An 11,965-nucleotide genomic window follows, 5' to 3' on the forward strand; every position below is an offset into this window, starting at 1 on the left:
GCCGCGCTGGCGGGGGGGGCCGCGGGGGGGCCCGGGGGGGGGGGCGCCGCCCGGGGCGCGGGCCCCCCCCCCCCGACCACTCTCTCCGGGGATTCCCCTGGAACTCCCGCGGACGGGTGCGATGTTGTGCGCGACCGGCGTGCCCCGAGCAGGGCGCGCCCCCGGCAGGTCCTAGAAGGCCTGCCAGCCCTTCGGGTCGACGTCGCCCGGGATGACGGGCGCGGGGCCGTAGGGTTCGCGGGTGAGGACGAAGGAGCCGAGGTCCAGGTGGCTGACCGTGCCGTCGGCCGCCCGGACCACCCGCAGGGTCTCGCCCGTGTAGTAGTCGTCCAGTCCCGTCCAGGTGCCGTCCGGCTCGGCGCGGAAGCGGGAGCTGCGGGCTCCGCCGGTGAGCGAGGTCAGTTCGAGGCCGCGGTCGGCCCGCAGCCGCAGGGCCTGCGCCGAAGTGCCCCAGTACCAGGGGCCGGTGAGGGCCAGCAGCTCCTCGTCGACCTCGGGCAGCGGGCGCCAGGGCTCGGGCAGCCGGGGCTCGTGTTCGGCGGTGAGCGTGATCAACTGGGTGGCCACCAGGGTGGTGCCGGCGCCGGTGGTGGCGTTGGACAGGGCGATCGCGGCCAGGCCGTCCTCGTCGCTGACCCACAGTGCGGCGGTGAAGCCGGGCATCGAGCCGGTGTGGCCGTACAGCACCCGGCCTTCGTGGCGGCGCAGTTGCAGGCCGAGGCCGTATCCGGTGGTCCAGGTCGTGTTGTCGGGGCCGGTGGCGGGCCGGCGCATCTCGGCGAGCGAGTCGGCGGCGAGCACCTTGTCGTCCCCGGCGGCGAGGAAGGCCGCCCAGCGGGCCAGGTCGGCGACGGTGGACCAGAGTTGGCCGGCCGGGCCCATCAGGCCGGTGTCGGTGAGCGGCTCCGGCAGCATGACGTCGGCCCACGGGTGGACGGCGAAGCCTCCGGCGTGCGGGTGCTCGGGCAGCAGGGTGGTGCGGTCCATGCCGAGCGGCGCCAGCACCTCGCGTCGCAGCACCTCGCCCCAGGGCTCGCCGCGCAGCCGCTCGACCAGCGCGCCGAGCAGCGCGTAGCCGGGGTTGGAGTAGTGGTGGAGGCGCCCGGCCGGGTGCTTGATCGCGGCGCCGGGCTCCAGCAGGTCGTCCAGTCCGGGTCGCAGGGAGCCGTCGGTCCGTTCCCACCAGGGCCCGGGCGTCTCGGCGGCGAGTCCGGCGGTGTGGGCGAGCAGTTGCGCGATGGTCGCGCCGTCGGCCGGGGTGCCGGGCAGGTGGCGGGCGAGTGGGTCGGCGAGGTCGAGCAGGCCCTCGTCGCGCAGCCGCAGCACCAGCACGGCGACGAAGGTCTTGGTGAGCGAGCCGATCCGGTACTGGACGTCGGGGGTCGGCGCGTGTCCGTCGATCATGCTGCGGGCGCCGCTCCAGACCAGCCGGCCGTCCCGGACCACTCCGGCGGCCAGGGAGGGCGTGCGCCCTTCGGCCTGGGCGACGGCGATCCGGTGCAGCAGGGCGCGGCGGGTGGTCGGCAGCAGTTCGTCGGACTGATCGGTCATCTGATCCTCTGAATCCTTCGGCGCGGTCCGGCGGGGGAGGCCCGTCGGTGTGGTCTGCCACGAGGTCCGTCGGCGAGACCGTCGGTGAGGTCCGCAGGCGGGGGCCGCCGGTCAGCACGGACGGGCGACAGACGAACCCAACCTAGCCAGGCCGCTCCGAAGGATCCACCCGTTATCTCCGCAAACGCCCCGCGATCGCGCCGCGAATGCCCCGTGAACGCCCCGCGATGTCGTCGCCGGGCCGGTCAGCCTGGCAGCGGCGGGAGTTCGGGCCGCTGCAGCCAGGCCTCGAAGACCGGGGCCAGCGGGGCGGTCGTGTACCGGGAGGCGTGCGCGAGCAGGTCGGCGGTGCCGACGACGCCGTGCCGGTGGACGCTCGTCCAGTCCCGCAGCATCGCGAAGAAGGCGTCCTCGCCCAGCGCCCGCCGCAGCGCGTGCACGGCCAGGCCGCCGCGCTGGTACAGCCGGTCGTCGAACATCAGCCGGCGGCCCGGGTCGGCGAGCCTGAGGTCCTGCGGGAGCCCGGCCAGCAGGCCGTGCGCGGCGGCGGCGTGGGTGGCCGCGGCCGGGCCGCCGGCGTGCTCGGACCACAGCCACTCGGCGTATTTGGCGAAGCCCTCGTTGAGCCAGATGTGCCGCCAGTCGGCGATCGTCACGCTGTTGCCGAACCACTGGTGCGCCAGCTCGTGGGCGATCAGTCGCTCGCGTTGCCAGCCGCCGCCGAGGTGGTTCGTCCCGAAGGTGGCGACGCCCTGCGCCTCCACCGGGACGTCCAGTTCCTCGTCCGCGACGACCACCGCGTACTCGCCGAACGGGTACGGCCCGAACACCTCGTCGAAGTACGCCATCATCTCCGGCTGCCGGCCGAAGTCCCGGGTGAACGCGGGGACCAGCCGCTCCGGCACGTAGCCGGTCTGCGGCACGGCCGGGCGGGCCGCCAGCGGCACCGGCCGGTAGTGGCCGATCGACACCGTCACCAGGTACGGCGAGGTCGGCGCGCTCTGCTCGTACACCCAGGTGGTGCTGGACGCCCGGGTGGTGCGGGTCAGCAGCCGGCCGCTCGCCAGCACGGTGAACGGGGACGGCGTGGTGATCGCGATCTGGTACGTCGCCTTGTCGGCGGGCCGGTCGTTGCACGGGAACCAGGACGGCGCGCCGATCGGCTGGCTGGCGACCAGCGAGCCGTCGGTCAGCTCCTCCCAGCCCAGGCCGCCCCACGGGCTGCGCACCGGACGGGGGTTGCCGGTGTAGTGCACCTCGACGGTGAACGCCGCCCCCGCCGCCAGCGCCCTGGCCGGGCGGATCCGCAGCTTGCCGGCGCGGTGGGTGTAGCGGGCGGCCTTGCCGTCGACCAGCACCCGCCCGATCCGGAACTCGGCCAGGTCCAGCGCGAACTCGGCCAGCGCCGCGTCCGCCACGGCGCTCAGCCGGGCCGAGGCCGCCAGCCGGTTCGGCCCGGGCCGGTAGTCCAGCGCGAGCTCGTAGCGGTGGACCCGGTAGCGGTGGTCGCCGCTGGCCGGGAAGTACGGGTCGGGGGCGCCGGCGGCCGCCGGGACGTGCTTGGGCTTCACGGGGGCGGGCACTTCCTGCGGGCCGGGACGGGTGGTCATGGCGTGGGCTGCCACGCCTCGATGGGGTTGCCCAGCCACCGCGTGTCGGCGGGGACGGACTCGGCGCGCATCACCAGCGAGGCCGGGCCCAGCGTGCTGCGCGCGCCCACCGTGCTGCCGGGCAGCACGATGCCGCCCGGGCCCAGGGTGGCGCCCTCGCGGAGGACCACAGTATCCATCCGCATGATCCGGTCGTGGAAGAGGTGCGTCTGCACCACGCAGCCCCGGTTGACGGTGACGCCGTCCCCGAGGGTGACCAGGTCCGCCTCCGGCAGCCAGTAGCTCTCGCACCAGACGCCGCGGCCGACCCGCGCGCCGAGCGCCCGCAGCCAGAGGTTCAGCACCGGCGTGCCCGGCACCGCGCCGACCAGCCACGGCACCGCCAGCACCTCGACGAAGGTGTCCGCGAGCTCGTTGCGCCACACGAAGCTGCTCCACAGCGGGTGCTCCACCGCCCGGAACCGGCCGACCAGCAGCCACTTCGCCGCCACCGCGACCAGGCAGGCCACCGCGCCGGCGCCCAGCAGCACCAGGCCCGAGAGCAGCGCGGCCACGCCCGCCGGCCAGGAGACGGACAGCCGGGACAGCACCGCGACGGTCAGCATGCCGAGCGCCCCCGAGGCGAGCACCGGCAGCAGCCGGGCCAGCTCGACCAGTCCGCGCGCCCAGAGCAGCCGGGCCGGCGGCTCGTAGGTCAGGCTCTGGTCGGCCTCGTCCGCCGCGCGCGGCAGCCGCATCGGCGGCATGCCCAGGTACGAGCCGCCCTTCTTGGCCTTCTCCGGTGTCGCCGACAGCACGCCCACCAGGCCCCGTTTGGGCACCGCCCGCCCCGGCGCGGTCATTCCCGAGTTCCCGAGGAACGCCCGCTCGCCGACCTTCGCCTCGCCGAGCCGCACCCAGCCGCCGCCCAGCTCGTACGGCGCGATCAGGGTGTCGTCGGCCAGGAACGCGCCGTCGCCGACGGTGGTCAGGCTGGGCAGCGCCAGCACTGTGGACACCTCCGCGCCCCGGCCGACCCTCATCCCGAGCGCCCGCAGCCACAGCGGCGTGACCAGTCCCGCGTACAGCGGGAACAGCACCTCCCGGGCCCGGTCCATCAGCTGGGTGACGGTCCACGCCTGCCAGCCGACCCGGCCGTGCAGCGGGTGCACCCCGGGGACCAGACCGCGGCTCAGCAACCGGACGGCGGCCACCAGCTGCGCCGCGTACACCGCGCCGTACGCCAGGGTGGCGGGCAGCAGGCCGAGCAGCGCGCCGCCGAGCGCCGCACCGAGGTCGTCGCCCTGGTGGACGAATCCGGCGAGGACCGCGAGCGCGGCCAGCGCGGGCGCCACCGGGAGCAGGCCGAGCGCCGTGCCGCTGGCGCCGTAGAGCGCGGCCCAGAACGCCCGGTGCGGCGGGCGCTCCTTGGGCCACGCCCGCTCGACGCGGCCCAGCTTGACGGCGGGCGCGCCGCCCCAGCGCTGGCCGGTCGGCACCTGCCCGGTGACGCTGGAGCCGGGCAGCACCTGGGCGCGCTTGCCGACCCGGGCGCCGGGCAGCAGGGTCGAGCGGGTGCCGACCACGGCGCCGGAGCCGACCTTGACCTGGCCGACCTCCAGCCGGTCGCCGTCCAGCCAGTAGCCGCACAGGTCCACCTCGGCCTCGACGGCGCAGCCCCGGCCCAGCTTCAGCATCCCGGTGACCGGAGGCAGCGAGTGCAGGTCCACCTCGGGCCCGACCTTGGCACCCAGCGCCCGGGCGTAGCGGACCAGCCAGACGCCGGACAGTGCGGTGGCGCCGCTGAGCTCGGCGAGCCGCTCGGCGGTCCAGAGCCGCAGGTGGATGGCGCCGCCGCGCGGATGGCTGCCCGGGCGCAGGCCGCGCAGCAGCAGCCGGGCGCCGCCGGCCGCGATCGCCAGCCGGCCCGCCGGGGTGTACAGCGCCAGGGCGCCCGCGCCGACCGCCCACCAGGAGGCAGTGGGTGCCCACGGGTAGTCGCCGAGGTGGGAGAGCAGGTTGCCGGCGGCCAGCAGGGCGACCGTCCAGCGCAGGCCGACCACGGTGAACAGCGGGATCAGCAGGAGCAGCTGGAGCAGCTTGGCCCTGGTCGGCACCAGGGCGACGGTGCGGGCCTGGCCGCCCTGGGCGGCGGTGCGCTCCAGGTGCCGGGCGAGCTTGCGCAGCGTCGGGTGCTGGTAGACGTCCAGCACGGCGGCGTTCGGGTAGCGGGTGCGCAGCAGCGTGGTGAGCCGGGCGGCGGCCAGGCTGCCGCCGCCGATGCCGAAGAAGTCGTCGCGCGGGCCGCTCACCGTCACACCGAGGATCTCGGCCCACTGCTCGGCCAGCCAGGCCTCGGTGCCGTACAGCTGCTCGCTCGGCCCGGCGTTCTCCAGCTCGGGCAGCGGCCATGGCAGCGCGGCCCGGTCGACCTTGCCGGAGGTGCGGGTGGGCAGGGCGTCGACCGGCGCGAGCAGCGGCACCAGGGCGGCCGGCAACTCGGCGCGCAGCTTCTCGACGGACTGCTCGCGGTCGAAGCCGTCCTGGACGACCAGGTAGCCGACCAGCAGCTGGTTGCCGCCGCGCGCGGTGCGGACGGCGGCGGCCGCGCCCGCCACGCCGGGCAGGGCCTGGAGCGCCGCGTCGACCTCGCCGAGTTCGATCCGGCGGCCGCCGAGCTTGATCTGCTCGTCGGTGCGGCCGAGGAACAGCAGGCCGGCCGGGTCGGCCTGGACCAGGTCGCCGCTGCGGTACGCGCGCTCCCAGCCGAGCGAGGCCAGCGGCGCGTACTTCTCGGCGTCCTTCTCCGGGTCGAGGTAGCGGGCCAGGCCGACCCCGCCGATCACCAGCTGGCCGGTGCCGCCGGGCGCGACCGGCTCGCCGGCCTCGTCGACCACGGCGAGGTCCCAGCCGTCCAGCGGCAGGCCGATCCGGACCGGGCCGTCGCCGGTCAGCAGCGCGGCGCAGGCGACCACGGTGGCCTCGGTGGGGCCGTAGGTGTTCCAGACCTCGCGGCCCTCGGTGACCAGCCGCTGCACCAGCTCCGGCGGGCAGGCCTCGCCGCCGAAGATCAGCAGCCGCACCTCGTTGAGCGCCTCGGCCGGCCAGAGCGCGGCCAGCGTCGGGACGGTGGAGACCACGGTGATCTCCTGCTCCGCCAGCCAGGGGCCGAGGTCGGCGCCGCTGCGCACCTGGGAGCGGGGGACGGGCACCAGGCAGGCGCCGTGGCGCCAGGCCAGCCACATCTCCTCGCAGGAGGCGTCGAAGGCCACCGACAGACCGGCCATCACCCGGTCGCCGGGGCCGATCGGCTCGTCCTGGAGGAAGAGCGCCGCCTCGGCGTCGACGAAGGCGGCAGCGTTGCGGTGGGTGACGGCCACGCCCTTGGGGCGGCCGGTGGAGCCGGAGGTGAAGATGATCCAGGCGTCGTTGGCCGGGGTGGGGTGGGGTCGGTGGTCCGCGGCCGCCTCGCCGGGGTGGGGCACCGGGCGTTCGCGGTGGACGGTCAGCGCGCGGTCGGCGCCGAGCACCGCGGCGACGCCGGCCTCCCCGAAGACCAGCTGGGCGCGCTCGTCCGGGTCCTCGGCGTCGACCGGCACGTAGGCGGCGCCGGCGGCGAGCACCGCGAGGATCGAGACGTACAGGTCGTTGGTGCCCGAGGGCACCCGCACGCCCACCCGGTCGCCAGGGCCGATCCCGGCGGCGGCCAGCCGGCGGCGCAGCTGCTCGACCTCGGCGGCCAGGGCGCGGTAGCCGAGCACGGTGCGTCCGTCGTCCAGGGCCGGCTCGTCGGGGTGGTCGCGGACGGTGGCGTCCAGGACGTCGACCAGGGTGCGCGGTGCGGCGGCCGGACGGCCCGGGAAGAGGGCCTGCGGCGGTGCGGCATGGGGTGGCGTGGCTTGGGGCTGAGTGGCTCGGGGTGGTGTGGCCTGGGGCGACGTGGGGGACTGCTCCGTGCTCGGTTCAGCTGTCATGGCAGCCCGTACGCTCCTCGTCCTCGCCCCGTTCCGACTGATGCCCGGCCCTTCGGGGCGGTGGGAGCACTCGCCTGACGGGGTGACCCCACTCCGGGGCCGGAGCGGACAACCCGACTGATGGTAGCCCCGGGTGCGAGGCGCCGTACGGCCCGACACCTGGCCCAACTAGGCCGGAAATGGCCTGAGCTGACGTTGTGTCAGTCAACAACTGGATAGGCGTGGAAGTCATGTGACTGGATGTCAGTCGAATTGACGGATCGTCAGGACGAATTCTCGATCGTGATCCACGCCACAGGGAATGCTGCTCCCTTCGGGTGGCGGGCCCGGCTTCCCGGTCCGGTTCCGGCCCGGCTGCCGGGCCCGCCATGGTGTCGGAGTGGTGTTCGAGTGGCGCCAGAGAGGGCGCCCGAATGACGCCCGGGTGGTGCCCGAGTGGCGCCCGAACGGTCAGCGGAAGCGGTGCAGGTGCTCCCGGAGGAACGCCTCCAGGGTGCGCGGGGCGTGCCCGGTGAGGTGGGTGAGGGTGTCGTCGGGCGCCTCCCGGCGGACCACCGCGAGCTGCTGGATCTCCACCACGTGGGAGGCCAGCCAGGGCGGCATCCCGGCCCGCTCGACCAGATGGGCGTGCAGCCCGGCCGGGGGCAGGTCGAGGTAGCGGACCGGGCGGCCGAGCAGCTCGCCGAGCAGCCCGGTGAGCTCCGGGTAGCTGTACGCCCGGCCGCCGGTGAGCGGATACGTTCCGCCGGCGAGCTCCGGGCGGGTGAGCACCCCGGCCGCGGCGTCGCCGATGTCCCGGGCGTCGACGTAGTTGCAGCGGGCCTGGCCCAGGGCGCCGTGCACCACCCCGGCGGCGGCGATGCCGGGTGCCAGCAGCAACAGCTTCTGCATGAATGCGTACGGCCGCAGCACCGTCGCGGTGACGCCGGACGCGCGCAGGCGCTCCTCGATCAGATGGTGGCCGCGAGAGACGGCCACGGGGGAGTCCGGTTCGGCTGCGGGTGCGGAGATCTTGACGATGTGCTCCACGCCGCTCTCGACCGCCGCGTCGATCGCGGCCAGCTCGTGCTGGACCTGCTGCGGGCCGTTGGCCATGGTGAGGAAGAGCTGGTGTGCGCCGCGGAAGGCCGCGCGCAGCGAGTCCGGGTCGGCGGCGTCGGCCGGGAGCGTCTCGGTCAGTGCGAGGGTCCGGTCGTCGAGTCCGGCCGCGAGGCGGGCGGGGTCGCGGCTGAGTGAGCGGCTCGGTGCACCGAGGGCGGCGAGGCTGCGCAGGGTGGCACCGCCGGTGGCGCCTCCGGCGCCCATGACGACGATCATGAGGTCTGTCCTTCCGGTCGGGTGGAGAGTCGGTGCTGCGGGGATCGGGGCCGGCGGCTGCCGCGCCAGCGCCAGGTGATCACGGTGGCCGCGATCGCCGACGAGACCGGCAGGTCGATCGGAAGGCGGCCGGGCCAGGGGCTGGTGGCGAGCCCGTGGATCTGCGGCAGCCAGTGCGCGGCCGCGAGGCCGACGGCGAGTGCGACGGCCGCGGCGGCCAGGCCGAGTGCGGGGGCCAGCAGGGCGTGCGGTGCCCGGCCGCCCGGGGAGCGGTTGGACCGGCGCCGCAGGGCGGAGCCGACCAGGGTGGCGACGACGGCCGAGGTGCCGCCGATCGTGGTGGCCGCGGCGATCATCAGCTGCGGTTGGTGCGTGACGGCCCCGCCGATCCCGGCCATCACGGCGGGCATCGCGTAGGCGACGAGGACCTCCCGCCACAGGGTGAAGGGGGGTGGTGCGCCGGGTGCTTTCTTGCTCATGGGCCTCTCCTGCGGAGGTGCTGGGGTGAAAGTGATTAGGCGGCTAACTATTTGTGATTAGGTGCCTAACTATTGGGTCGTGAGGTTGGCGGGCCGCCTTGCGCGGCCCGCCGTTCTCGACCGGGTCAGTCCGCGGTCAGCGCGTCGGCGCCCTCGACCACCCTGGCCAGGAGGTCGAGGAAGGTGGCGCGCTCCTCGACCGAGAGCCCGCCGACCAGCGCCTGCATCCGGGCGAAGTGCTCAGGCGCCAGATCGCGCAGCCGCTGTGCACCGCGTGCGGTGAGGACCACCACGTTGGCGCGGCCGTCCTCGGCGGACGGGCGGCGGACCACCAGGCCCTCCCGCTCCAGGCCGTCCACCAGGCCGGTCACGGTCGCCCGCGAGACGCCGAGGCCGGCCGCGAGCTGGGAGGGCGACTTCTCGCCGCCGTGGTCCTCCAGATCGGCCAGCAGTCGGTAGCGGCCGGTGGAGAGCCCGAACCGGGCGAAGTGCACCTCCCCGGCCTGGCCGATCCGGGCGCCCGCCGCCATCAGCCTGGCCGCGACCAGGATCGCCTGCGGGTCGGCCGTGAGGCCGTAGCGGGCGATCTGGCGGCGTGCCTGATCGAGGGTGGGGGCGCCGCTGCCGGCGTCGGGGCGTTGCGTCATGAAAGTAATATGGCGCCTCATCAGTTTCCCGGTCAAGTCGACCGTCCGGCGTTCGATGTCCGGCGTCCGAAGGCGGCCGCGCTGCGCGGGGCGGCCGGGCGTCGGCGGCGGGCGGGTGTGCGGGCGGGTGCTCTGCCGGCTGTCGAGCGGCGCTCCGGCTGTCGAGCGGCGCCGGGTGTCCGGGTGTCCGGGTGTCCGGGTTCCATGGTGACGAGTCATCAGGTCAATCAACCGTCAAGTTGGTTCATTCACAGAATAATCCGGTCGCAAAATGGAAGCCATCGAAACATTTACGCTGCTTCCAGGTCTTCACATGGAGATCTCAGACTGACAGGCTGGGGCCGCCCTTTCAGTACTGAGGAGGTTCCTTGTCCCGTATATCCACGCTGGCCGGAGCGGTCACCTGCGCCCTCGCCCTCGTCACCGGTAGTGCTGTCGCGGCGTCGGCGGCGCCGATAGACCTGGCGCCGGGTGCGGCGGCCGAGGCGAAGGTCGCCGCTGTCAACTGGGCCCCGTGTAACCCCGACCCGAGCAAGCCGGACCCAGGCATCTACGACTGTGCCGTGTACCCGGTGCCGCTGGACTATGACAACCCGTCGGGTGAGAAGATCGGCATCGCCATGATGCGCCGGCGGGCGAGCGACCCGTCCAAGCGGATCGGCTCGCTGTTCCTCAACCCGGGCGGCCCGGGTGGTAGCGGCTACCTGTGGGCGACCACCACCCGATTCGGTACCGAGGTGCAGTCGCGCTTCGACCTGGTCGGCTTCGACCCCCGCGGCGTGGCCCGGAGCAACCCGCTCAAGTGCTTCAAGACCCAGGAGGACGCCGACGCGGTCAACGGCCGCATGGTCGGCGTGCCGGTCACCAAGGCCGAGATCAACGAGACGCTGGACGCGGACCAGGACTACACCGACGCGTGCAGCAAGAACGCCGGCCCGCTGATCGAGCACATGTCGACCATCAACGTGGTCCGTGACCTCGACCGGATGCGCCGCGCCGTCGGCGACTCCCAGCTCAACTTCGCCGGGTTCTCCTACGGCACCCTGATCGGCGCGACCTACGCCGGGATGTACCCGAACAAGGTGCGCACGATCATCGTCGACGGCAACGTCGACCCGAACCTGCGCCTGCACGACGGCCTGGAGTACGACCGTCAGCGGGCGGGCGGCTTCGAGCTGGCCCTGGACGAGTTCCTGAAGCGCTGCCAGGCCGCCGGCGCCCCGCGCTGCGCCTTCGGCGAGGGCGACACCCGGGCCAAGTTCGACCAGCTCCGCGACCACCTGCGGACCAGCCCGGTCACCCTGCCGAACGGCTCCCAGGTGACGCTGAGCACCTTCACCAGCGAGGTGGCCAGCGCGCTGTACTCGCAGGCCAAGCTGGCGCCGCTGGCCAAGTCGCTGCAGGCGACGTACCAGCTGGTCCAGAAGCCGGCCGCGAACACCCTGATGGCGCCGAAGGCGACCGTCTCGGACGACGACGCCAACATCCTCGCGGTGAACGCCCCGCGGGCGCTGCGCGAGGCCCCGGTCGACTCCGAGTACACCGCCGACGACTCCTACATGGGCGTCAACTGCCAGGACAAGCCGTACCCGTCGAACGACCGGGTCTTCCCGAACGTCGCCAAGGCCTGGGAGAAGGAGTCGCCGACCTTCGGCCGCTACCAGGCCTTCGACGCGCCCGCCTGCGCGAGCTGGCCGGCCCCGGCCCGGGACGCCGAGCGCTTCAGCGGCCCGTGGAACAAGAAGACCTCGAACACCGTCATGGTGATCGGCAACCTCTACGACCCGGCCACCCAGTACAAGTTCGCCCAGCGGATGCAGCAGCAGCTGGGCAACGCCGTGCTGGTCAGCGTGGACTCGATCGAGCACTGCGCCGTCGGCCGCAGCCAGGCGCTGAACGCGCTGGTCACCCGCTACCTGGTGGACGGCACCGCGCCGAAGCCGGGCCAGCTGCTGAAGCCGGACGCGGCGATCTTCCCGGCGGCCTGACGGGGCTGAGCAGCCGGCCGGTGCCGGCCCGCAAGGCCTGCACGTCCCGCCTGGCCCGCCCGGCAGGACTGGCCGGGCGGCCCCCGGGGGCCTGAGGTACGCATGAACGGATGTGGTGGTCGGCGGCGCCGGCCACCACATCCGTGCTTTCCGGCCGAGCTCCCGGAGGACGGCGTGAATACGGATGGCCGTGCGAACGCGGACGACGGCGTGAGCGCGGATGACGGCGCGAACGGGAAATGCGGCGTGAATGCGACGGTGGATCGCCATCCGGCCCTCCTCGGAAACGAGTTCTTCTCGGATTCTTCTCGGATGTCGGGGACCGTAGCCGATACCACTGACACTGATAGTTCTAACCGGGTCCCTGGTGGTCGTGGCTCTGCCACTGACTGACGCCCTGCTGGGCTGTCCTCCGGTTGT

The 11,965-nt window shown here is 74.1% G+C and carries 7 protein-coding genes; 1 reads left to right on the forward strand and 6 read right to left on the reverse strand.

The annotated features are described in order from the left end of the window. Nucleotides 1-171: 171 nt before the first annotated feature. The 6 genes from ACFV61_RS27830 to ACFV61_RS27855 form a co-directional block, all read right to left on the reverse strand. Nucleotides 172-1,551, reverse strand: coding sequence for a serine hydrolase domain-containing protein (locus tag ACFV61_RS27830; RefSeq protein WP_380428973.1), 1,380 nt, complete (start codon nucleotides 1,549-1,551; stop codon nucleotides 172-174). Between the two features lie 245 nt (nucleotides 1,552-1,796). Beyond that, a complete protein-coding gene (locus ACFV61_RS27835; RefSeq protein ID WP_079135337.1) occupies nucleotides 1,797-3,161 on the reverse strand; it encodes a M1 family metallopeptidase in 1,365 nt (454 codons plus the stop codon). Beyond that, complete coding sequence (locus tag ACFV61_RS27840) at nucleotides 3,158-7,114, reverse strand: Pls/PosA family non-ribosomal peptide synthetase (protein WP_380494511.1); 3,957 nt, start codon at nucleotides 7,112-7,114, stop codon at nucleotides 3,158-3,160. The genes ACFV61_RS27835 and ACFV61_RS27840 overlap by 4 nt, the downstream gene beginning before the upstream one ends. 450 nt (nucleotides 7,115-7,564) lie before the next feature. Beyond that, nucleotides 7,565-8,431 carry an NmrA family NAD(P)-binding protein gene (locus tag ACFV61_RS27845; protein WP_380494513.1) on the reverse strand — a complete coding sequence of 289 codons (867 nt, stop codon included), beginning with the start codon at nucleotides 8,429-8,431 and terminating at the stop codon, nucleotides 7,565-7,567. Continuing rightward, complete coding sequence (locus ACFV61_RS27850; RefSeq protein ID WP_063346030.1) at nucleotides 8,428-8,910, reverse strand: hypothetical protein; 483 nt, start codon at nucleotides 8,908-8,910, stop codon at nucleotides 8,428-8,430. Before ACFV61_RS27850 ends, ACFV61_RS27845 begins: the two co-directional genes overlap by 4 nt. A 125-nt stretch (nucleotides 8,911-9,035) precedes the next feature. Further along, nucleotides 9,036-9,557, reverse strand: coding sequence for a MarR family transcriptional regulator (locus tag ACFV61_RS27855; protein WP_363373080.1), 522 nt, complete (start codon nucleotides 9,555-9,557; stop codon nucleotides 9,036-9,038). Nucleotides 9,558-9,925: 368 nt separating this feature from the next. Between ACFV61_RS27855 and ACFV61_RS27860 the strand changes: the two genes are divergently transcribed. After that, on the forward strand, nucleotides 9,926-11,545 hold the full coding sequence (locus tag ACFV61_RS27860) for an alpha/beta hydrolase (RefSeq protein ID WP_380494516.1): 1,620 nt from the start codon (nucleotides 9,926-9,928) through the stop codon (nucleotides 11,543-11,545). Nucleotides 11,546-11,965 lie beyond the last annotated feature (420 nt).

It is taken from the genome of Kitasatospora sp. NPDC059817, assembly GCF_042731835.1.
Taxonomy (GTDB): Bacteria; Actinomycetota; Actinomycetes; order Streptomycetales; family Streptomycetaceae; genus Kitasatospora.

Coding starts and splice junctions, on each gene's coding strand:
- ACFV61_RS27830 (WP_380428973.1), bottom strand. CDS start 1,551: ATGACCGATCAGTCCGACGAACTGCTGCCGACCACCCGCCGCGCCCTG.
- ACFV61_RS27845 (WP_380494513.1), bottom strand. CDS start 8,431: ATGATCGTCGTCATGGGCGCCGGAGGCGCCACCGGCGGTGCCACCCTG.
- ACFV61_RS27850 (WP_063346030.1), bottom strand. CDS start 8,910: ATGAGCAAGAAAGCACCCGGCGCACCACCCCCCTTCACCCTGTGGCGG.
- ACFV61_RS27840 (WP_380494511.1), bottom strand. CDS start 7,114: ATGACAGCTGAACCGAGCACGGAGCAGTCCCCCACGTCGCCCCAGGCC.
- ACFV61_RS27835 (WP_079135337.1), bottom strand. CDS start 3,161: ATGACCACCCGTCCCGGCCCGCAGGAAGTGCCCGCCCCCGTGAAGCCC.
- ACFV61_RS27855 (WP_363373080.1), bottom strand. CDS start 9,557: ATGACGCAACGCCCCGACGCCGGCAGCGGCGCCCCCACCCTCGATCAG.